The organism is Rhodococcus sp. NPDC059969, assembly GCF_042738325.1.
Taxonomy (GTDB): domain Bacteria; phylum Actinomycetota; class Actinomycetes; order Mycobacteriales; family Mycobacteriaceae; genus Rhodococcus_F.
Genome location: NZ_JBHWUF010000006.1, coordinates 203,044 through 224,627, shown reverse-complemented (window position 1 = coordinate 224,627; position 21,584 = coordinate 203,044). Strand labels below are relative to the sequence as shown.

18 protein-coding genes are annotated in these 21,584 nt (G+C 61.3%); 4 read left to right on the top strand and 14 right to left on the bottom strand.

What is annotated here, in order from left to right; translation table 11 throughout:
• Positions 1 to 13: 13 nt before the first annotated feature.
• Positions 14 to 814, bottom strand: a complete 801-nt coding sequence (locus tag ACFWAD_RS18610) for an ABC transporter permease (protein WP_378546412.1) — start codon at positions 812 to 814, stop codon at positions 14 to 16.
• A complete protein-coding gene (locus ACFWAD_RS18605; RefSeq protein WP_378546409.1) occupies positions 811 to 1,767 on the bottom strand; it encodes an ATP-binding cassette domain-containing protein in 957 nt (318 codons plus the stop codon). The genes ACFWAD_RS18610 and ACFWAD_RS18605 overlap by 4 nt, the downstream gene beginning before the upstream one ends.
• Positions 1,768 to 2,293: 526 nt before the next feature.
• On the opposite strand from ACFWAD_RS18605, the gene ACFWAD_RS18600 reads away from it, so the two are divergent.
• Positions 2,294 to 3,769 carry a glycoside hydrolase family 71 protein gene (locus ACFWAD_RS18600; protein WP_378546406.1) on the top strand — a complete coding sequence of 492 codons (1,476 nt, stop codon included), beginning with the start codon at positions 2,294 to 2,296 and terminating at the stop codon, positions 3,767 to 3,769.
• 30 nt (positions 3,770 to 3,799) lie between these two features.
• Here the strand turns inward: ACFWAD_RS18600 and ACFWAD_RS18595 are convergent, their stop codons facing one another.
• The 6 genes from ACFWAD_RS18595 to ACFWAD_RS18570 all read right to left on the bottom strand — a co-directional run bounded on the left by ACFWAD_RS18595 (position 3,800) and on the right by ACFWAD_RS18570 (position 9,658).
• On the bottom strand, positions 3,800 to 5,260 hold the full coding sequence (locus ACFWAD_RS18595; RefSeq protein ID WP_378546403.1) for an MFS transporter: 1,461 nt from the start codon (positions 5,258 to 5,260) through the stop codon (positions 3,800 to 3,802).
• A complete protein-coding gene (locus ACFWAD_RS18590; RefSeq protein ID WP_378546400.1) occupies positions 5,257 to 6,105 on the bottom strand; it encodes a mycofactocin-coupled SDR family oxidoreductase in 849 nt (282 codons plus the stop codon). The genes ACFWAD_RS18595 and ACFWAD_RS18590 overlap by 4 nt, the downstream gene beginning before the upstream one ends.
• Before the next feature lie 103 nt (positions 6,106 to 6,208).
• The gene (locus tag ACFWAD_RS18585; protein WP_378546694.1) at positions 6,209 to 7,348 is read right to left on the bottom strand and encodes a serine hydrolase domain-containing protein; all 1,140 of its coding nucleotides are present in this window, start codon (positions 7,346 to 7,348) and stop codon (positions 6,209 to 6,211) included.
• Positions 7,349 to 7,528: 180 nt separating this feature from the next.
• A complete protein-coding gene (locus ACFWAD_RS18580; protein ID WP_047269632.1) occupies positions 7,529 to 7,939 on the bottom strand; it encodes a VOC family protein in 411 nt (136 codons plus the stop codon).
• 134 nt (positions 7,940 to 8,073) lie between these two features.
• Positions 8,074 to 9,075 (bottom strand): helix-turn-helix domain-containing protein, encoded by a 1,002-nt coding sequence (locus tag ACFWAD_RS18575; protein WP_378448229.1) that lies wholly within the window; start codon positions 9,073 to 9,075, stop codon positions 8,074 to 8,076.
• Positions 9,076 to 9,106: 31 nt separating this feature from the next.
• Positions 9,107 to 9,658, bottom strand: coding sequence for a GNAT family N-acetyltransferase (locus ACFWAD_RS18570; protein ID WP_378546397.1), 552 nt, complete (start codon positions 9,656 to 9,658; stop codon positions 9,107 to 9,109).
• A gap of 84 nt (positions 9,659 to 9,742) precedes the next feature.
• Here ACFWAD_RS18570 and ACFWAD_RS18565 point away from each other — a divergent pair, with 84 nt between their 5' ends.
• Positions 9,743 to 11,041, top strand: a complete 1,299-nt coding sequence (locus tag ACFWAD_RS18565) for a DUF222 domain-containing protein (RefSeq protein WP_378546394.1) — start codon at positions 9,743 to 9,745, stop codon at positions 11,039 to 11,041.
• A gap of 125 nt (positions 11,042 to 11,166) precedes the next feature.
• Here the strand turns inward: ACFWAD_RS18565 and ACFWAD_RS18560 are convergent, their stop codons facing one another.
• The 6 genes from ACFWAD_RS18560 to ACFWAD_RS18535 form a co-directional block, all read right to left on the bottom strand.
• Positions 11,167 to 12,336: a lipid-transfer protein gene (locus tag ACFWAD_RS18560; RefSeq protein ID WP_317551625.1), complete on the bottom strand. Its 1,170-nt coding sequence runs from the start codon at positions 12,334 to 12,336 to the stop codon at positions 11,167 to 11,169.
• Complete coding sequence (locus tag ACFWAD_RS18555) at positions 12,333 to 12,773, bottom strand: MaoC family dehydratase (RefSeq protein WP_378535008.1); 441 nt, start codon at positions 12,771 to 12,773, stop codon at positions 12,333 to 12,335. The genes ACFWAD_RS18560 and ACFWAD_RS18555 overlap by 4 nt, the downstream gene beginning before the upstream one ends.
• Before the next feature lie 2 nt (positions 12,774 to 12,775).
• A complete protein-coding gene (locus ACFWAD_RS18550; RefSeq protein WP_378535006.1) occupies positions 12,776 to 13,774 on the bottom strand; it encodes a bifunctional MaoC family dehydratase N-terminal/OB-fold nucleic acid binding domain-containing protein in 999 nt (332 codons plus the stop codon).
• 10 nt (positions 13,775 to 13,784) lie between these two features.
• Positions 13,785 to 14,936 (bottom strand): acyl-CoA dehydrogenase family protein, encoded by a 1,152-nt coding sequence (locus ACFWAD_RS18545; protein WP_084326786.1) that lies wholly within the window; start codon positions 14,934 to 14,936, stop codon positions 13,785 to 13,787.
• Positions 14,921 to 15,961, bottom strand: a complete 1,041-nt coding sequence (locus ACFWAD_RS18540) for an acyl-CoA dehydrogenase family protein (protein WP_378535002.1) — start codon at positions 15,959 to 15,961, stop codon at positions 14,921 to 14,923. Before ACFWAD_RS18540 ends, ACFWAD_RS18545 begins: the two co-directional genes overlap by 16 nt.
• A gap of 83 nt (positions 15,962 to 16,044) precedes the next feature.
• Positions 16,045 to 18,207, bottom strand: coding sequence for an acyl-CoA dehydrogenase (locus tag ACFWAD_RS18535; RefSeq protein ID WP_378546391.1), 2,163 nt, complete (start codon positions 18,205 to 18,207; stop codon positions 16,045 to 16,047).
• A gap of 94 nt (positions 18,208 to 18,301) precedes the next feature.
• Here ACFWAD_RS18535 and kstR point away from each other — a divergent pair, with 94 nt between their 5' ends.
• A complete protein-coding gene (gene kstR, locus ACFWAD_RS18530) occupies positions 18,302 to 18,940 on the top strand; it encodes a cholesterol catabolism transcriptional regulator KstR (protein ID WP_003945752.1) in 639 nt (212 codons plus the stop codon).
• 87 nt (positions 18,941 to 19,027) lie between these two features.
• Positions 19,028 to 21,568, top strand: coding sequence for a trehalose-phosphatase (otsB, locus tag ACFWAD_RS18525; RefSeq protein ID WP_378546388.1), 2,541 nt, complete (start codon positions 19,028 to 19,030; stop codon positions 21,566 to 21,568).
• Positions 21,569 to 21,584: the final 16 nt, after the last annotated feature.

Sequence of the window (21,584 nt, the reverse complement as noted above, 5' to 3'; positions counted from 1 at the left end):
CGGAACCACCAGGTCAGCGGCTGACTGCCTTCTGATAGCGACGAATAGCGAACGGTACGAAGGCGATCAGCAAACCGAAAGTCCACAACAACGACGCGATGACCGGGTTCTGCAGTGGCCACGCATCCGGAACTGTCATCGCAGGGTTGGTGTTGCCGAACAATTCACGCACCGCCTGAGTCACCGCCGACACCGGATTCCATTCGGCGATCACTTTGAGCGGGCCGGGAAGATTGGTGGTCTCGACAAAAGTGTTCGCGATGAACGACAGCGGAAAGATGACGATGAAGCTCGCGTTGTTGAATACCTCCGGCGTCCGGATCCAAAGCCCGACAACAGCCATGACCCATGACAACGCGTACGCGAAGAACAGAAGTAGCGCATAACCCGCCACCGCTTCGAGGAAGCTGGAATGGATACGCCACCCCACCAGAAGACCGGTCAACGACATGACCACCAAACTGATGACGTTGATCAACACGTCACTTGATGTTCGTCCGGTCAGCACGGCGGACGGAGCCATAGGGAGCGATCGAAATCTGTCGATGATTCCTTTCTGGATGTCTTCGACCATCCCCAAGCCAGTCCAGGTAGCACCGAATATGACTGTCTGGGTGAAGATTCCGGCAATCAGAAATTCTCGATACGACGTACCCGGGACGGAGATCGCGCTGCCGAAGACGTATGCGAACAAGAGCACGAACATGATCGGCGACAGAGTGGTGAACACCAGAAGATCCGGAACGCGCTTGATCTTGATCAAGTTTCGCCTGGCGATGGTCAAACCGTCTTCGAGCGCCATCTGCACGGTCATTTCTGATCCTCCAGTTCAGCCTGGTGCCCGGTCAGTGTAAGGAAGACATCGTCGAGAGTAGGTCTGCGCAGACCGACGTCGAACACCCGGATGCCTCGTGCCGACAGAAGATTCAGCGCTGCGACCAACGCATCGGTGCCGTCGTCGACAGGAACGGTGACGCGACGAACATTCTCTTGAACCTGAATGTCCCCGACGGCAAGCGAGCGCAATTCCTCTCGGACGATGTCGAGGTGCTCGACCTCGTGCACGCTCAATTCGATGCGCTCTCCCCCGACCCGCGCCTTCAACTGATCTGCAGTACCGCGTGCGATGACCGAACCGCGGTCGATGACGGCGATCTGGTCGGCCAATCTCTCGGCTTCTTCCATGTATTGCGTCGTGAGCAACAGCGTGGTTCCCTGCGCCACCAACCCTTCGATGACATCCCAGAGACCGAGTCGCGCCCGAGGATCGAGGCCGGTGGTCGGCTCGTCGAGAAACAACACCTGCGGGCGAGCAACCAATGCGCCGGCGAGATCGAGACGGCGGCGCATTCCACCGGAGTAGCCCTTGACCGGCCGATCGCCGGCCTCCACCAGATCGAACTGCTCGAGCAATTCACGCGCTCGGGCCTTACTGCTTCGGGCGCCGAGGTGATACAGCCTCCCGACCATGTCCAGATTCTCGTAACCCGTCAGGTACTCGTCGACCGCGGCGTATTGACCCGAAGCTCCGATCTTGGATCGCAACGCCCGCGCATCCTTGACCACGTCCAGCCCGGCAACCTCGGCGCGACCACCGTCCGGAATGAGCAGCGTCGTGAATATCCTTACCGCAGTGGTTTTTCCGGCGCCGTTGGGACCCAACAAAGCCATCACCGAACCCTCGCGCACTTCCAGGTCGATGCCGTCCAATGCCGTGACCTCGCCGTACTTCTTGACCAGCCCCTCGGCCACAATCGCTTCGGTCATGAGCCCTCCCGCATCGGTAATCCGTCGGTAGTCCGTTCCCCAGTGTGACCCAGGAGGCCGACACATTCCAGGAAATTTCGTCAGTTGACGGGCTGCAATCACCTCGCCGGTTTCGCCGGTGGCTTTCGGTCACGAGGTACGGCACAAGCCGCACGTCCCCGTCCTGTCCAATACAGCCGGTAAACTTCACTAACCTTTCGACCGAAATACACCCGAAAGAAAAACTCGAAATTTCTCGAATAAAGATCATTTTCGGGTATTCACGACAGGCACGGCAGCGTTACACTCGTACCGCAAGTGACACTCGGCCCAATGGCAGCGGCTATCTGGTGTCGAATCTCGAAATGAACCAAGCAGAGGCCGAAAAGAATTGAATCACCGATTCAGTGCACGCGGGGAAGACTCACACTTCGGGGGATCGAGAAAGGCTGACTGCGCCATGAGCGTCCGAACTCCATGCACCAGAACTCAATGCATCCGAAGAACGGCGAAATATTCCTTCGAGACGATCTGCTTCACACTGGCCGTGATTGTCGTGGCCGCACTGATCTCCGCGTACGACACGCAACCACGCTCCGCGCCGACGTACACACCGACTTCGTTCTCTGCGAATCCCGAATCTGCAGCGTTGCCCTTCGACATACCGCCGAAGTCAGCACTCAACGGGAAGTTGGTTTTCGCTCACTACTTCCCGCCATATCCGGTATCGATCGACAATGCGAATCCATCCGGTGATTATTATGCGACACAATATCTTACGGTCAACGGCGAGAACAACAAGCACGTCCGCTACGGAGGATTCCTCCGCGATCGGCCGAGTCCGCGGCAACCCATCGCCGATGCACAGTGGCGCCAACGCGATCTCGAAAACGAGGTTCGTTCGGCGATCGCTGCGGGCATCGACGGATTCTCCGTCGACATCATCGCCAAGGCAACCGACACGAGTTGGTGGGGTTCCACTGTGCCCACTGCACTGATCAAAGCGGCGGCGTCGGTCGATCCGAATTTCAAGATCATGCTCATGCCTGATATGAACGGCGCGTTCAAAAACATGACCGCCGCCCAAATGGCAGCTGAGATGAAACCGTATTCGTCCATGGCTTCATCATTCAAATTGAACGACGGACGGCTCGTGATATCGCCATTTCTTGCCGAAAACAAGACTGCGGGCTGGTGGTCGGAATTCATGACTATAATGAAGAATTCTTACGGAATAAACGTGGCATTTGTTCCGGTTTTCCTCAACGCTGCAGCCAACCGGAATTCTTTTGCATCGATCAGCTACGGAATGTCGAATTGGGGTAATCGAAACCCGGCAGGAAATCCGCTCTCGGCCTCGAACCCGAACTCTCCGATGGGACTTGCCGCTGCCGCTCACTCCTTGGGGAAGATATGGATGCAGCCAGTCGCCTTCCAAGACGTTCGTCCTAGTCAGTCGATCTACGACGAGGCACAGAATTCACAGAATCTGCAGAACATGTGGCAGATCGCGATTGCGTCCAACAGCGAATGGGTACAGCTCGTCACCTGGAACGACTACAGCGAGGGAACGTCGTTCGCACCCAGTGCCGGTCATGGACGCGCGTTGCTCGACATGAGTTCCTACGGGTTGTACAGCTTCCGCACCGGCGCCTCACCCGCGATAGTTCGCGACACCGCCTATCTCATCTATCGCAATCAGTCGGTCTCCGCGGTCCCCACCAACCGTTCTGCCGCCCCTATGACACTGCGCCAATGGTCATCTCCCGCTCGCGATACCGTCGAAGTTCTTTCCTTCTTGACCGCGCCTGCGGTCGTCAAAGTGACAGTGGGAAGCACAACAACCACCTGTAATGCTCCGGCCGGGATGAGCAGCTGCATCGCACCGTTGAAGGTAGGTGCTATCAAAGCCACAGTCGTTCGCGGCTCGACCGAGGTGTCCCGGGTGAGTTCACACGCTGCGGTAACGGCCACACCGTACAACCAGAATCTCGAGTACCTGGTCGATTCCAGTAGGAGATAACGGTGACGAGGATCGGGTGAGTCCCTCGGCTCACCCGATCCTCGTTACGCCGTCGGTTTCTGCTGCAGTAGGCAACTCGGACACAGATACCGCACCCGTCCGATCCACTCTCACTGCCAACGTCACGGCTGCGGCCAATGCCGATACACCCGCTCCGATCCAGTACAAAACCGCGAACGAATGCAGGGTCGGTACAGCGGTCGCACCGATCACCACCGTCGAACTGGCCAATACCGCTGCCGCAACAGCGCTTCCGGTGGAGGTACCGACCGAGCGGAGCAAGCTGTTGAATCCGTTGGCCGACGCAGTCTGATGGATCGGTGCAGATTCGGTGATCAGCGTCGGCATGGCTGCCAGGGAAAATGCAACACCGGCGGACACCACGGCGGCGCCGATCACGATATTGACCAACGTCGGCGTCAACAGCACACGCAAGACGTACCCGATTGCAATGACGATCGCACCTGACGCCAACGTGGCCTTCGCTCCCCATCGCCTCGTCACCTTCGACGACACCGGCGCCAACCCGATCATCAGAACTCCGCCCGGCATCATCGCCAATCCCGCTTCGGCGGCTGAGAGTCCGAGACCGTCAGCCGACGCCAGGGGCAACTGAAGTTCCTGCGTTGCCGCCAACGCACTGATGAACATGGCAAATCCGAGCAACACCGCGCAGACGTTCGAGACGAGAATCGGGGCGCGAAGGGAAGTTCGCAGATCTACCAACGGTGCCGGCGTGTGCAGTTCCCACGGGATCCATCCACAGAGCAAGACAACTCCGGACGCGACCAGAACGAGAACCTGGAGGCTTCCCCAGCCCCATTCGGTTCCCTTCGAAACGGCCAGCAGCAGTGCAGTCATGGCGAATGTGAGGACTGTGGCTCCCAGAAAGTCGAAGCGTCCTCGACTTTTCACAGCCGATTCCGGCACCACCAGCGGCAAGACGACTACCAGTACAACCCCGAACCCGCCGGTGACCCAGAAAAGCGCGGATAATCCCCAATGCGCCGAGATCACCCCCGCCATCGGCATGCCGAACATTCCGCCGATACCCAGCGTTGCGCTCATGAGAGCAACTGCACCACTGAGCTTTTCCGGGGGAAGGACATCGCGCATGATACTGATTCCGACGGGCAGAAGCGCCGTCGCGAACCCCTGCAACGAGCGCCCGAGGATCAGTAACCAGAAACTCTGGCTGAGCGCAGCAACCATGCAGCCGACGATCATCACGGCAAGACAGACGAGCATCATCGCGCGCTTGCCGAACATGTCGGCGAGTCTGCCGATGAGAGGGGTCGCGACGGCACCGGTCAGCAACGTCGAGGTCACCAGCCAGGAAGCGGTGGACGACGATACTCCCGATGCCGTCGCGAACGCAGGCAGGACCGGCACCACCAAGGTCTGTTGCAGCGCGACCACCACACCGCTCAGACTCAGGACGCCGACGACCCACCCGGTCCGCGCTTTCGCGCGAACAGTCTTGTCCGTCAAGCGTTCGAGCGAGCGGCTACTCCGGCGTCGACAGGAACCACGATGCCACTCATGTGGGCACTCGCGTCGGCGGCGAGGAACAGGACGACTCGGGTGACCTCGAAGGGATCCAGCCAACCGATCGGCTGCGCGTGCAAGGTTGCGTACACAGGTTCGACGTCGTCTGCCGTAGGCGATTCGAGGTCCGGCCGCATCATTGCGTACATCATGTCGTTGTGAATCATCGGAGTCGAGATATTGCCCGGTGCAATAGCATTCACGGTCACACCCGAGTTGGCCAGTTCGAGTGACACACTCTTCGTCAAACCGATGACACCCCACTTGGAGGCGCCGTACGCCGCCATCTGGGTGCCACCGGATCGACCCATCATCGAGGAGATCGTGATGATGCGACCGTATCCACGTTCCGCCATTCCGCCCGACACGGCTGCCACGGTGTTGAACACACCGGTCAGGTTCGACGAGATGACCTCGTTCCACTGTGCCGACGTCATCGACGTGATCGGAGCGGGCACGGACACACCGGCGTTCGCGACGGCGATGTCGACATGGCCGAACTCGGCTTCAGCGCGGGCAACCAGCGCATCCATCGCCTCCCGATCGGCTGTGTCAGCCTTAACGGCAATACACCGGCGGCCCGTGGCCTCCACCAACCGAACGGTTTCCTTCAGGTCCTCCTCGGTTGCGAGGGGGTAGGCGACGACATCACTGTTCTCGCACCGATCGCAGATCACGATGTCCGCGCCACGCTCCGCGAATGCGATAGCGTGGGCGCGCCCCTGACCGCGTGCGGCACCGGTGATCAGTGCAACTTTTCCTTCGAAGCTGCCTTCGAGGCTGTTCATGCCGTCTCCTAGTTCGTCGTATGCCAGCGTGCGCTGTACTGCATGCGTACTCCGAACCCACCCGAAAGAAACAGTCGATCCCGGACAGCGGGAATCTAGCCGATCATCGGTAAACGGCGGTCTCGAATTCCAGGTATCCGTTGATGGATCCAGCGTCCGCGAACGGCAGAATCTGCGTTGCCCAGAACCCGCCGACGCCGGTCTGCCGGTCGATCCAGTAATAGAGGTTGGCAAGACCCGCCCAAGCCAGCGATCCGGCCGGCCTACCGGTGGGTGCCACCTCTTCATTTGTCATGAAGGAGTATGCCCATCCCTTGGGTACACCGGGGAAGAATTCCGCATCGTTGGACAGCGTCGGAAGAACTCCGGGCAACAACCCGACGTGCTGGCCTTCGAGTCCGTTCCGTACGGCTGCAGCGACCGTCTCCGGCGCCAACACGCGGCCCGCAGTACCCGCGCCGTCGTTCAGCCACATACGGATGAACTTCATGTAGTCGCCGACAGTGCCGTGCAAACCGTGACCACCCATATGTACCTCGGGCTCAGCCGGAAGTTCGAATCCTATGAGCGGAGTGAGGCTTCCGTCGCTCTCGCGCTGATGGATCGGCGCAAGTCGATCCTTCATCGACGGGCTCATCGTGAATGCCGTATCCGCCATCTCGAGAGGTTCGAAGATGCGCTCGCGCATGACATCGCCGAGTCGCTGACCTCGAATCGACTCGACGACCTGACCTGCCCAGTCGATGTTGGTGCCGTACTCCCACTTCTCACCCGGATCGAAGAGAAGCGGCGTCGTGAGCGCGGCTTTGCTACACGTGATCACGCTGGGCTGCCCGTGCTCCTGCGAAAGCCGATTGTAGGACTCGTTGAAGAAGTCGTACCCGAACCCTGCGGTATGAAGAAGAAGCATTCGAGTGGTGATGTCTCGCTTGGGTTCCCGAAGAACAGGGTTTCCGCCGGCGTCGAAACCGTCCAGGACCTTCAGCTCACCAATTTCGGGAATATAGGTCGCAGCGGGCGCATCGAGATCGAGCAACCCCTCCTCCACACACTGCAGGACAGCGGTACCGGTGATCGCCTTGGTCGTGGAGAAGAGCGCAAAAGTTGTATCTAGGGTCATCGGTTCGCCGTGACCGAGAGTCCGCTCGCCGGCTGTACCCTCGTAGATGTCGCCTTCCCGATCCGTGATCATCGCGACGACACCCGGGACACGGTCAGCCCCCTGAGTTGCTCGCGCCAGCACGTCGTCGAGGCGGGGCTTCGAAAGAGGTTTCCGCGCAATATCTTCGATCGTCACTGCATTTCTCCATCCGACTCGCAACTTGTCTTGTCGAACAGAATGTAACGGCGATCACATACCCGGTTCTGCCTCGAAACGGCAGGAAAACTGTCTCGTTTCGGCAGAACCGGGCAGAGCCTGGAGTCAGCTCTGGGGCGCTCCGATATTCACCAGCCAGGAAATGCCGAATTTGTCTGTACAGGCGCCGAATTCGTCGCCCCACATCTGCTTCTCGAGTGGAACGCTCACCGTTCCCGTTCCCGACAACTGCTCCCAGTACCCGCGCAGCACGTCACCGTCGTCGCCGCTGAGGCTGACCGTGATGTTGTCGCCGGGGTTGTACGGCATGCCGGGCGGAGTGTCGGCACCCATCAGGGTGTATCCCTGATCGGTTTCGAGCATTCCGTGCATGATCTTGTCGCCGCCTTCACCGGGATTGCCGAACTCACCGAACGTGCTCAGCGCCAGCGTGCCACCGAAGATTTCTTTGTAGAACTCCAACGCCTCGCGGGCATTGCCGTTGAAGCTGATGTACGGATTGAGTCGAGTTGCCATGACGTACTCCTAGCTCGTGGGATTGCTGTCACGTTCGAATTCAATCCTTGCAGAACGCTCCGACACGAAACAACGGATCAAGGCAGTTCATCCACTGTGTAAACCGATCGTCATGACCGTTCAAACAGCTGTCCTCAGAACCGGTTCCGAGTCTCGGAAGGTAGCTCCCCGAACCGTTTCCGGTATGCCGCCGCAAACATACCCAGATTGACGTAACCCCAGGCGTTGGCGATTTCGGAGACGGTTCTCCCATCGGAACGCAACAGTTCGCTACGTACTCCCTCCAGTCGACGAGTGCGCAGTCGTTGACCCGGCGTGGTGTCTCGGTACCGTCGAAATCCCGCAGTGAGCGCTCGGACGCTGACGCCCACTGCAGCCGCGATCTCCGACGCCGTCGGCACCGAGCGCGCGAAGGTGTCGATGTACTCCTCTGCCGATCGCACGTAGGCCGGTTCGGCGGAGGCGACGTCGACTCCGAGTTGCAACCCGGCCTGCGTCGCCCACTCGTCGAGAAGCTGAGCCGTGACGAGTTCTTGAACCCTGACACCCAACCTTTCACCCGACATCGCGTCGGGTGACTCTGCAATTGCGCGAACAACGTAGTCCATCAATGCCAGCCAACTCGAGCCACGCCCACCGATCGTGCACTTGTGCCGCCACAGGCGGTCATCGGGAACCACCCCGTACCACTGTTGCGCGTGATCGGCGACAAGCTGATGCGGCACAGTGAGATTCAGCTGCAGATGATCCTCGTCGAATTCGACGAAGTAGTCGGTCCGGCTGCAGTCTGCGACAAAGGTCTCCCCCACTCCGGTATTCGCCGCAGCGCCCCGTCCGAGAGCATGTCGACCGTTGCCCCTGATCGTCGTCAGGACCAGAATGTTTCCGGCTTCAGGCGAACATTCACCGACGGAGACCGGAATCCCGTAACAGAATCTGGTGACGTCGATCTTGCCGACTGCCGCCGAGTACATGTCCGAAGCCGGCTTCAACCGACTTCCGATCGGCGTCACCGTATAGGGCATGTAGATGTTGTCGGACCACTCCTTGATGCGGTCCCAGTCCTGAGAAAAGGCCTGATGATGCTGCATGGTGGGCCGACCGGCCACATCGATGAGCAAGGCGTCCTCGAACATGGTTCGAGTATCGCACCAGGGCCGGGGAAGGTCACGCAAAGTCAGGTGGCGTGATCTCTGCTCGTACGGCGGCAAAAAGCAGCGAATCGACCGCGGCCCCCCGGATCACCATGTGCGCCCGCATCAGTCCCTCCTCCACCATGCCGATTTTGGCGAGCACCGACGCCGACGCCGAGTTCTCCGGACGACACGTTGCCTGCACTCGCTGCGCTCCAAGGCGGGAACAGGCGAGTTCCAGAACCGCGCGCGCTGCCTCGGACGCATAACCCTGCCCCTGAAACTTCGGGTTCACGACAAAACCGAGTTCGGCCCGACGGTGCGCGGCGGATACTTCCCAAGCAGCTACCGACCCGATCACTGCTCCGTCAGCTTTCGACGTGATCGCCAGGGTGAACGAGCGACGTTCGACGAGCGCAGCTTCGAGCGCCGCATCGGTAAGGAACGCCCTGGTCATCGCGGGAGTGTTCGGACCCCAATCAACATGTCTACAGACGGCGGGGTCGGACGCGTACTGATGGACGGCCTCTTCATCCTCGGGCGTGAAATCTCGCAGAACAAGGCGTTCCGTAGTCAACGTGAACATCCAGCGATCCTAGATTGGGTTCGAAATTTTCCTTGACTCGAACGTGTGTTCGAGTACACTTTGGGGAGGGGATCGGGGGATTCTATGAGTGTCTATCTGTCGGACGTGGTGTCAGGTTCTGCGGTGGGGTTACGCGGACGCCTGTGGCGATTGTCTGCCGCCGAGTTACGCGCTGCTGCTATCGAAGCGAGTGCGGAAATTCTGCGCCTGGAAGCCGTGCGGGTGGCGGTGGTAGACGGACTGGCGATGCGTCCGGATGATCAGGTGATCGCGTCCCGCGGGGTGGGTGCGTGGTTGGCGGCCAACACGATGCTGCAGGTTCGGGACGGGAAGAAGATCGCCGCATTGGGCGCCGCTTTGCGGCCGTTCCCGGCTGTGGCGGCTCGGTTCGATGTTGGGGATTGCTCGTTCGATCACGCCGTCTTGATCGTGGCGTTTTGTGAGTCCCCGCCGAAGGGGATGCCGGAGGAAGCGCTCCCTCGCTGCATCGATTTGTTGTTGGCGGCTGCGTCGGGTGTGGAAGCGACGACGACGAAGGTGCGGCATGTCATCGCGACTTTGGAGCGGTTGTTCGAATCGGATGAGATTCCGCCGGCCGAAGACGTGGATCGGAACGAGCTCCGGATCGCCTCGACCTTGAACGGTCGGGTGGTGGTGCGCGGTGATTTCGACGCCCTCACCGGCGAAATGCTGCTCTCGGCGTTGTCGAATCTGACGATGCCGACCCCGGCGCCGGACGGAACCCCCGATGCTCGGTCGGCAGCAAAGCGGACGGCAGACGGGTTCACCGAACTTATCCGCCGATACCTCGACTGCGCAAAAACCGGAACCGATGGTGGTCAGCGACCGCATGTGAACGTGCACATCAACGCGCGCGATTTGGCTGAGCATCGGGACTGCGCCGCCGCGCCTTCTGATGGTGGAGAGTCTCGGTCGGATCTTGATGTCGGACACATGCCATGGCTCGGGCCACTCTCGGTCTCGCAGACCAGGCTTCTCGGCTGTGATTGTTTCCTGTCGACTGTATTGCTCGATGATCACGGGGCGCCGTTGGATGCGAAACCCGGAAAACGGTTGGTCACCCCCGAGCAGAGAGTGGCGCTGATTGCCCGAGACAAAGGCTGCGCCTTTCCCGGCTGCACATGCGTGCCCGCGTGGACCGATGCGCACCACATTAAGCACTGGGCCAACGGCGGCCCGACGGTGATGAACAACCTGGTCCTGCTGTGCCGTTCACATCACCGCTTGATGCACAGGAAAGCGGGGTTCGTCGGAAAATGGGAAATCCGGATCGGCGTCGACAACAAACCGTGGTTCATCCCGCCACCCTCGATCGACCCGCAGCAGCACCCCAGGCCGGCGAACACCACCTTCAAAACGTGATGGTTCAAACCTCTTTGGCCACAACATAACACGGCCCGAGCACCGCATCGAAGGAGACCTCGATACGGTGCCAACAGGCCGTGACGCTTGATGAAGCCGTGCCCACGATCAATCAGCGTGATCAATCAGCGAGTCAGCACAAGCCCTGATGTCGGAACGCCCGTTCCCGCAGTCACCAGTACATTCTCGACGGAGTCGACCTGGTTGACCGAAGTACCGCGGATCTGCCGAACTCCCTCCGCGATACCGTTCATCCCGTGGATGTATGCCTCACCGAGCTGTCCGCCATGGGTGTTGATCGGAAGTTTACCGCCGAGTTCGATTGCGCCACCGGCGATGAAGTCTTTCGCTTCTCCCCTGCCACAGAATCCGAGTTCCTCGAGCTGCATCAATACGTAGGGCGTGAAGTGGTCGTAGAAGACCGCCGTCTGCATGTCCGACGGGCGCAGCCCACTTTGTGACCAGAGTTGATCGCCGACAAGGCCCATCTCTGGCAGGCCGGTCAAACCGTCACGGTAGTAGCTGGTCATGATGTATTGATCTGCCCCGCTGCCCTGTGCGGCGGCTGCGATAACGGCAGGGGTGTTCTTCAGATCCTTGGCTCGTTCTGCCGAGGTGACGACGATGGCGATGCCGCCGTCGGACTCCTGGCAGCAGTCGAGGAGATGCAAAGGTTCGGCGATGAATCGCGAATTCTGATGGTCCTCGAGGGTGATCGGTTTTCCGTAGAAAAATGCCTTCGGATTAGTGGCTGCATGCTTACGGTCCGCGACGGCGATTCGGCCGAAGTCCTCGCTGGACGCTCCGTAGACGTGCATGTATCGCTGCGCGACCATAGCGACAAACGATGCGGGCGTGCCCAATCCGTGCGGGTAGGAAAAAGCGTTATCCGTGCCCGACGAATTGACCTGCGCCACAAGACCGGAGTTCACCTGACCGAAACGCGCACCCGACCGCTCGTTGAACGCGCGATAGGCGACGACGACGTCCGCGACGCCAGTGGCAACAGCCATGGCGGCCTGCTGAATCGTCGCGGCAGCGGCACCGCCTCCGTAGTGAATGCGGCTGAAGAACTTGAGGTTCGGGATACCCACCGATCGAGCCACTGCCACTTCGGTGTTGGTGTCCATGGTGAACGAGGTAAGACCGTCGACGTCGGCGGGTGTCAGACCGGCGTCGTCCAACGCGGCTTGAACTGCCTCGGCGGCCAGTCGCAGTTCACTGCGACCGGAGTCCTTCGAGAAATCCGTGGCGCCGATTCCGACGATCGCCGCCTTGCCGGACAATGCGCTCATTCAATGTCTCCGTTTTCAATGTCTCCGTTCGAGCCTGACGCCGGGAATGCCAGTGTGACCTGCGCAGTGATGTGATCTCCCAGACTGTTCTTGCCGACCACCGCGAGCGACACGAGATCCTCGTCGTAAGAGGTCACCGTTCCGGAGAGAGTCAACGTGTCGTAGGCGTACCAGGGGACTCCGAGGCGGAGTTTGATCGACGTGAGTACGGCCCGCGGTCCTGCCCAGTCGGTCACGAATCGCTGCACCAGGCCGGTGTCGGTGAGGATGTTGACGAAGATATCCTTCGAGCCGCGTTTCTGTGCGAGGTCGCGGTCGTGGTGAACATCTTGAAAGTCTCGGGTAGCGAGCGCCGCCGAGACGACAAAAGTCGGGTCGCCGTAAATCGAGAGCTGCGGAAGAATCTCTCCCACAGTGATATCCGTCGTCGAAGTCATCATCACTCCTTCACCGCAGAAACCGCAGGAACCCCAGACACAGAAACCGGCTGCCAGGCGTACAGAGTCCAGGGAGTTCCCCCGGTCTCGTCGTCTCCGGGGAAGTCGAGGTAGACCGCCTCCACCTCCATCCCGATCGACACACTCGACGGATCGATGCCGCGCAATTCGCCGAGCATCCGCACACCCTCGGGCAGTTCGACCAGGGCCACGACGAACGGCAACGACCGACCAGGAACCTTGGGGGCGTGGTGAACGACAAAGCTGAAGACCGTTCCCCGACCTGACGCGACCACGTAGTCGGTCTGCTCCGACTTGTCCTTCCAGATCGCGGGCACCGGCGGGTGCTGCACCGAACCGTCCGCACGCAGTTGGATACGCAACTCGTGTGCGGCAACACCGTCCCAGAAGAACTGCGTGTCGAGAGATGCTGTCGGACGCAGCATCCGAGATGCGTCCAGGTCAGCCGGAACGTCAGTGGAGGGGCTCTCACTTGTTGGCGGCGCGAACTTCAAGATCCGGAACATCATCTCCGAGACCAGTTCTTCGCCGACCCGCCAGTAGCTGCGGGTAGTGAAGAACCAACCTTCACCGAGACCTGTCTTCTTCGGCCCCACAACATCTTCCAACACCGACGAGATGGTGACTTCTTCACCCGGCTTCAGATAGCGGTGGTAGATCTGATCGCAGTTGGTCGCGACGACCGACGTGAATCCGGCTTCGTCGAGTATGTCCGTCATCCGGCCCAACGGATCGTCAGCTTCTCGAATCGCGCCCAGACCGCGCATCGTCCATACCTGCGCCATCGCCGGCGGCGCGACTATGCCGTCGTGTCCGGCGGCGCGGGCAGCCGATTCGTCGACGTAGATCGGGTTCTCGTCTCCGATCGCCTCGACCCAGTTGCGGATCATCGGCAGGTTCACGGGGTCCCGGCCGGCGCGAGGAGCGCTTGGCCCGTCCTCTCGAACCCGCTCGGCAGCAGTGAGAATGGGATCTGACACGGTTTGTTTCCTATCTCGGAACGCGGGGAAGCTTCAGGCCGGCGGTCGCAATCAATTCGCGCATCACCTCGTTGACTCCACCGCCGAAGGTGATCACCAGGTTGCGCTTGATCTGCATGTCCAGCCATTCCATGAGATCAGCAGTTTCGGGATCGATCGGATTTCCGTACCGCCCGACGATCTCTTCTGCCAGTCTACCGACCCGCTGGATGCGCTCGGTCGCAAACACTTTGGTTGCCGAAGCGTCGGCGATATCCACCGACTCCGAATCACTCGACGCCACTTGCCAGTTGAGCAGTTCGTTGAGCCGGTACGTCGCATGAATTTCGCCGAGTGCGCGCCGTACATCAACGTGATCAAGCAGATTTTCACGCTTGGCCCAATCGAAGACGTGGTCGTAGATTCCTGCGACACGACCTGCCGGGCCGAGCATGACGCGCTCGTGGTTGAGCTGCGTCGTGATCAGGCGCCAACCTTGATTCTCTTCACCCACAAGCATGTTCGCCGGAACGCGAACGTCCTCGTAGTAGGTGGCGTTGACGTGATGCGCACCGTCGCAGGTGATGATCGGGGTCCAGGTGTAGCCGGGATCCTTGGTGTCCATGATCAGGATGGAGATACCGCGATGCCGTGAATCGGCAGACCCTGTCCGCACGGCGAGCCACACGTAATCCGCGTCGTGCCCGCCGGTCGTGAAGATCTTCTGGCCGTTGACGACGTACTCGTCACCATTGCGTGCCGCCGAGGTACGCAGTGCTGCAAGGTCCGTGCCCGCTTCCGGTTCGGTGTAGCCGATCGCGAAGTGCACTTCACCGGCCAGGATCGCAGGCAGGAATTTCTGCTTCTGCTCCTCGCTACCGTACTTCTGCAGAGTCGGACCGACGGTCTGCAGAGTGACCGAAGGCAGTGGGACATCCGCCCGCACAGCCTCGTTGACAAAAATCTGCTGCTCGACTTCTCCGAACCCACGTCCGCCGTACTCCACCGGCCAGCCGACGCCGAGCCAGCCGTCCTTGCCCATACGACGGATGACCTCGCGATAGGTAGGGCCATGCCGCTCCACACGCATGATCTTGGCCTCTTCGGGCGAAATCAACGTCGAGAAGTAGCGTCGAAGTTCAGCTTGCAATGCGCGCTGACTGTCGGTCAGATCGATGAACACCGGGCCCCCACGAGGTCGAGTCGCTGCGAAGCGCCGCCGAGCAGGCGCGCCAAGTCTTTTGCCGTCGAGTAGTAACGATGAAGCGGATAGGTGACGTCGACGCCCAGACCGCCGTGCAAGTGGTGAAGCACCTGCATCGTGGCAGGAACTTCCTGGGCGATCCAGTACGCCATGACGTCGAGGTCCGACTGGGCATCCAGGCCCTCCGACACGCGCCAGGACGCCGACAACGCCGCGACGTGAAGTGTCCGGGAGGTGACGTAGGCGTCGGCTATCTGCTGTGAGACTGCCTGGAACGTGGCGAGCGGCTTGCCGAATTGCTCACGCGAGCCGACGTGTGTGGCGGTGAGATCGACGGCGCCGGAAACCAAACCGTCGGCGACGGCTCCGATACTCGCCGTGGCGATCCGGTACAGCGTCTGGACGGCTTCCTGACCCGCTCCGAGAAGTTCACCGACTGCCTCGTCCATGGTGACTGCGAACTCCGGACTGCCGGACGCACTGGGAGTCGGTGTCAGTGCGACGCCGGCGGCAGTTGGATCGACGAGAACGACTCCGGCGTCGGTGGGCACAAGAATTCTGTGTGCGCTCGCCGCGAAGGGCACGGCAAGCACCGTCCCGCTGACGCGATACCAGTCGCCTGACTGCTGCGCGGTGGTCGACGGGCGCGCCGGGAACTGCTGACCCGGCTCACCGAGCGCCGCGGTGAACACCCGTCCGGCGCCGACTCCGGTGAGCAATTCGTCCTGTTGAGCATCGGTCCCCAGAGCGACTATTGGGAGTACACCGAAGCCGAGAGTTGCGAGAGCCGGAATGGGAGCGGCGGCCCGGCCGACCTCGACGAGAAGAGAGCCGACGTCGGTGACCGAGAGGCCCTCGCCGCCCAGACGCTCGGGCAGGGCCAACGTGAGCAGGTCGGCTTCGGCGAATGCCGCCCAGAGCGCGTCCGGCTCCAGTTCGCGGGCAAGGAGCGCGGTAGCCACCTCGGCTACCGCTTCCTGGGTTTCATCGGGAGTGAAGTCCACGCTGGCAATCCTGTCTCTGATGTAGAACGTGTTCTAGTTGTATCACCAACGTGGACATTTCTAAAGGCCTCTACTCACGCCGTCTAATCACGGGGCAAGCCCAGAATTCTCTCCGCGGCGACGGTCAACAGAATCTGCGTGGTTCCGCCGGCAATCGACAGGCATCGCGTGTTGAGGAACTCACGCGAGAGCGGACCCTCCACCCATCCGGCCGGGCCACCCAATTCCATGGCGAACTCTGCGACATTCTGACGCTGGCGCACGCCCACCAGCTTGCGGACGCTCGACGCCGGGCCCGGATCCTGACCATCCAATTGCCGCAGTGTCGTGCGCAATTCCAGCAGTGAGCCCACCATGGCGGTTCCGATCAGCCCACCGAGCTTGTCTGCAACCACAGGATCGGGATCGCCGGCCAGTTCGAGCAATTCCTCCATCGCACCGCCGAGTGAAGAGCCACCGCTCATCGCGACCCGCTCGTTGGCGAGGGTCGTGCGGGCCAGCTTCCAGCCTCCACCGAGTTGGCCGACGACGCACTCGTCCGGGACAAAGACGTCGTCAAGGAAGACTTCGTTGAACAGGGCGTCTCCGGTGATCTCGCGCAGCGGCGAGATCCGAATCCCAGCGGTCTTCATGTCGAGAAGGAAGTACGTGATGCCCTTGTGTTTGGGAACATCGCGATCGGTCCTGGCTAGGCAGATGGCCCAGTCAGCTTCACGCGCAAGCGAAGTCCAGACTTTCTGGCCGTTCAGCTTCCAACCGCCGTCGACCTTTTCCGCGGTCGTGCGCAGTGCCGCAAGATCCGAACCTGCACCAGGTTCGCTGAAGAGTTGACACCAGGTGATCTCGCCCTTGAGCGTCGGTGTCGCGAATCTTTCGATCTGCTCCGCACTGCCGTGCTCGAGGATGGTCGGCACTGCCCACCACCCGATCACCAGGTCGGGGCGGCCGATACCGACGGCCGCCAACTCTTCTTCGATGAGAATCTGTTGCGCGGCCTTGGCGCCCCGGCCGTACGGCTTGGGCCAGTGCGGTGCGAGGTAGCCCGATTCAGCCAACGCGTTGCGCTGTTCGGATTCGGGCAGCGCGACCAATTGCGCTACCTCTTCGCGAATTTCGGACCGGTCGGATTCGAGCTCACTCAAGTCGATCTGAAGGTGACGCCGTGCGCCGCCGATCGTCAATTCCGCGACGCGTGCGCGCCAGTGAGACGATCCGCCCAGAATCTGCCGGAGCGACAGTGCTCGACGAAGGTAGAAGTGCGCCTCGTGCTCCCAGGTGAATCCGATGCCGCCGAGCACTTGAATGCAGTCTTTTGCCGTGTCGACTGCGGCGTCCAGCGACACCGCGGCCGCCACTGCTGCGGCGATCGGAAGTTCATCGCCCGACTCGGCAGCGACCGCGGCGTCCCAGGCGACCGCTCCGGCATTCTCTACGCGACAAAGCATTTCGGCACAGATGTGTTTGATCGCCTGGAACGAACCGATGGGCTTTCCGAATTGTTCGCGAATCTTCGCGTACTCCACCGCAGTACGCAGACTCCACGCCGCAATTCCGGCTGCTTCCGCGGCCCCCAGTACCGCAGCGAGATCGGAAACCGATCCGGGCGCAATGTCATCGAGGATTCGGTCGGCGTCAACCGTCACTCGGTCGAACGAGACCCGTGCCAGTGGTCGCGACTTGTCGATCGTGTCGACGGCGTCGTAGGTCACGCCTTCGCTGTCGCCGTCGACGAGAGCCCAGACGACACGCGAGCCGTCACCTTCGGAATTCACGCCTGCCGACACGAGCACCGATACGCCCGAATCTCCACCCCAGGCGTAACCTCCTTCGCCATGAAGCTCGATGCCACCGGACGCGTTCGCCGTTGCCGCAACTGGACTTTCGTCCAATACAACGGCGCACGGCAACGCACCGTCGGCGAGCGTTTCGGACCAACGCTTGGCAGCGGGCGACGAACTACGCCCCACCACCAGAGCTGCGAGTGCAGTCGTGAGAACAGGACCCGGCACGAGTTCGATTGCCGCCTGTTCGAGCATTGCTGCGAGATCGACGATTTCGGCCCCGGCTCCGCCTACCGATTCGGGAACGGCGACCGAAAATATCCCGAGAGACGCGAACTCGGACCATTTCTCCCGCCACGAAACTGCTGGTCCACGGCGTACCATGTCCATCGGCGTGGCCGAGCGAGCCCAGGCCTCTATCGATTCCTGGACCGCTCGCTGTTCATCGGTCGTGGCGATTGTCACAACTGGTTCCCGCCTCTCGATAAGTGACACAATTGTTTAGAACGTGTTCTAATATGACACCTGGCCAAGAGTCAAGGCGCGAAGGAATTTGTCGATGACCACAACATCCCGATCCCGCTCCAACGCGGTTGCTTCTGCAACGCTCGGGGACGACGATCTCAGCTCCAACGCGCAACGCGAACGCCGCAAGCGGATTCTCGACGCAACCCTCGCCTTGGCGTCCAAGGGTGGCTACGAGGCTGTCCAGATGCGCGCCGTGGCCGAGCGCGCAGACGTCGCAGTCGGAACGCTCTATCGCTACTTCCCGTCCAAGGTTCACCTGTTGGTGTCCGCTCTGGCACGCGAATTCGAGAAGATCGATTCCAAGGGCAAGATCCCACCCGGAACCAGCCCGCTCGAGCGGATGCAGCTGATCCTCAGCCTCATCACCCGCGCGATGCAGCGTGATCCACTCCTCACCGAAGCGATGACTCGCGCGTTCATGTTCGCCGACGCCTCCGCAGCGGCCGAGGTCGATCAAGTGGGCCAGTTGATGGACCGCCTCTTCGCACGAGCGATGACCGAAGAGGAGCCAACCGAAGAGCAGTTGGCGATCGCGCGCGTGATCTCCGATGTGTGGCTGTCCAATTTGGTGGCATGGCTCACGCGACGTTCTTCGGCTACCGATGTCGCCAATCGACTGGAATTGACGGTTGAACTGCTGCTCGGTGACGGAACTCGGAAACCCGAATAGACGTCCCTTGTCGCATCTGTCATTTTTGCACTGATCGGCCGGAAACGTATCGAGCCAGGAGTCGCTGCATCACCTAGATTTGAAGAGGTGAGCGCACAAGACCTGTCCATCGAACTCCGCCGAGCACTGTCGGGCGTGGCACGCACCCCGCGTCTGCTCGTAGCCTCCGACTACGACGGGACGATGGCACCCATCGTCGCCAACCCGGACAAGGCGTATCCCCGTGCGGAAACGGTGCGTGCGCTCCGCTCCCTCGCCAGCCTGGCTTCGACGACGGCTGCCGTGATCTCCGGTCGCGCCCTCAAGGATCTGGCTGCGCTGTCCCGACTTCCCGCCGAAGTGCAGTTGGTCGGCAGCCACGGCTCCGAGTTCGATATCGGATTCGTTCACGCGATCGACGCCGACGCCAGGAAGCTGCTCGACGAGATCGTCACCGAGCTGGGCCGAATCGCCGCCGACACCCCTGGGGCAACGGTGGAGAAGAAGCCCGCCAGCGTCGCCCTGCACGTACGCAACACCAGCGCCGACGACGCCGAGAAGGCACTCATCGCCGTTCGCACCGAATCGGCGCTCTGGCCGGGTGTTCAGGTCACCGAGGGCAAATCGGTGGTCGAATTGGCCGTCATCGCCACCGACAAGGGCCACGCACTCGACTTGATTCGCCATCAGGACGGCGCTACCGCAGCCGTCTTCATCGGGGACGACGTGACCGACGAAAAGGCGTTCAGCAGGCTTCAGGGGCCGGACATCGGAATCAAGGTCGGCAGTGGGGACACCGTCGCCGACTATCGCGTCGACAGCACCGAGGACGTCGCTGCCGCTCTGGCGTTCCTGCTCGACGAGCGTCGTACGTGGCTTTCCGGTGCCGACGCTCCGCCCATCGAGCGGCTCTCTATGCTCGCCAGTCCGCGGACCGTCGCTTTGGTGACCCCGGATGCGACGCTGACCTGGTTGTGTCACCCGGAACCGGATTCCGCAGCAGTCTTCGCACACCTTCTCGGCGGAACCGGGGCGGGCCATTTCACGGTCGGCCCTCGCCGCACAGCCTTGCCGCTGAGCCAGAAGTACATCGACAGCACGATGACCGTTCAGACCCGCTGGGCGAGCCTGTCCGTCACCGACTACCTCCCCCACGACGTCCCGCAGGGACGAACCGACCTGACTCGCATCATTTCCGGCCAGGCCGACGCGATCGTCTCGTTTGCACCCCGTCCCGAGTTCGGCCAAGGTCAGGTCACCCTCGAGGTCGTCGACGAGGGCATTCGGGTCCTCGGCACCAACGAGCCATACGTGCTCCGCTCCCCCGGCGTGCTGTGGAACATCGCCACCGACGGAAACCAGCAGACCGCGCACGCCATCGTCGAGCCGTCCAAGGGTGACGTCGTCCTCGAATTGCGCTGCGGAACAGAAGAAATCGGCCCCTCGGAGATTCCGGAGATCGAACGCCGAGCGACTTCGGAGGCATACTGGTCCGATTGGGCCAAGACGCTCGAACTGCCGAAGCTGAAGCCGGACTTGATGAAACGCTCTGCGCTGACCTTGCGCGGGCTGGTTCACGCCGATTCCGGTTCCATCATGGCCGCCGCTACGACATCTCTGCCGGAAGAGATCGGCGGAGTCCGCAACTGGGACTACCGCTATTGCTGGTTGCGCGACGCCGCCCTCACCGCAACAGCTCTCGTCAGCGTCGGATCCACCGACGAGGCCGAGAACTACCTCGACTGGGTCCACCGCGTGCTCGAAACGCTGCCGGGACCCGAGCGCCTGCATCCCCTCTATACGCTGTACGGGACTTCACTACCGCCCGAAGCCGTCATCGACTCACTGCCCGGGTACGCCGGGTCCAGGCCGGTCCGCATCGGAAACGCCGCGAATCAGCAGGTTCAACTGGACGTGTTCGGCCCGATCGTCGAGCTGATCGTCGAACTGGCGAATGCACGCGAAAAGGCCGGTGCTCCCGATCCTTTGAGCGACCGCGACTGGGAACTGGTGTGCGCCATGGTCGAAGCAGTGCAGCGACGCTGGTTCGAACCCGACCACGGTATCTGGGAAATTCGCGACAACCCTCGCCACCACGTCTATTCCAAGGTGATGGGTTGGGTCACCGTCGACCGCGCTGTCGATCTTGCTGCCCGCTTTTCTCGTGAGGCTCTGCCCGAGTGGGTGGAACTACGTGACCAGATCGCCGACGAAGTACGCCACAAGGGATGGAAGGACGACGTCCAGTCGTACACCGCTGCCTACGACGGTACCGATCTCGACGCCGCTACTCTGCACATCGGACTGTCGGGACTGATCGATCCCACGGATCCACGCTTCGCCGCAACCGTCGTAGCCACAGAGGCCGAACTACGCAGCGGCTCAACGGTATACCGCTACCACCACGACGACGGCCTGCCCGGCATCGAAGGTGGATTCCATCTCTGCGCAGCCTGGCTCGTCGAGGCCTACCTACTGATCGGGCAACGCCTGCAAGCAGAGGCACTGTTCGACCAGTTGGTCGCGGCAGCGGGTCCCACCGGACTGCTCGCGGAGGAGTACGACCCCATCGCGGAACGCTCACTGGGCAACCACCCCCAGGCATACAGCCATCTGGGTTTGTTGCGCTGCGCCCAACTCCTGGCGTGACAACTACACCCTGACA

Coding starts and splice junctions, on each gene's coding strand:
- ACFWAD_RS18575 (WP_378448229.1), bottom strand. CDS start 9,075: ATGTTCGAGGACGCCTTGCTCATCGATGTGGCCGGTCGGCCCACCATG.
- ACFWAD_RS18590 (WP_378546400.1), bottom strand. CDS start 6,105: ATGAACAGCCTCGAAGGCAGCTTCGAAGGAAAAGTTGCACTGATCACC.
- ACFWAD_RS18560 (WP_317551625.1), bottom strand. CDS start 12,336: ATGAGCGCATTGTCCGGCAAGGCGGCGATCGTCGGAATCGGCGCCACG.
- ACFWAD_RS18580 (WP_047269632.1), bottom strand. CDS start 7,939: ATGGCAACTCGACTCAATCCGTACATCAGCTTCAACGGCAATGCCCGC.
- ACFWAD_RS18570 (WP_378546397.1), bottom strand. CDS start 9,658: ATGTTCACGTTGACTACGGAACGCCTTGTTCTGCGAGATTTCACGCCC.
- ACFWAD_RS18555 (WP_378535008.1), bottom strand. CDS start 12,773: ATGACTTCGACGACGGATATCACTGTGGGAGAGATTCTTCCGCAGCTC.
- kstR (WP_003945752.1), top strand. CDS start 18,302: ATGACCACAACATCCCGATCCCGCTCCAACGCGGTTGCTTCTGCAACG.
- ACFWAD_RS18610 (WP_378546412.1), bottom strand. CDS start 814: ATGACCGTGCAGATGGCGCTCGAAGACGGTTTGACCATCGCCAGGCGA.
- ACFWAD_RS18605 (WP_378546409.1), bottom strand. CDS start 1,767: ATGACCGAAGCGATTGTGGCCGAGGGGCTGGTCAAGAAGTACGGCGAG.
- ACFWAD_RS18565 (WP_378546394.1), top strand. CDS start 9,743: ATGAGTGTCTATCTGTCGGACGTGGTGTCAGGTTCTGCGGTGGGGTTA.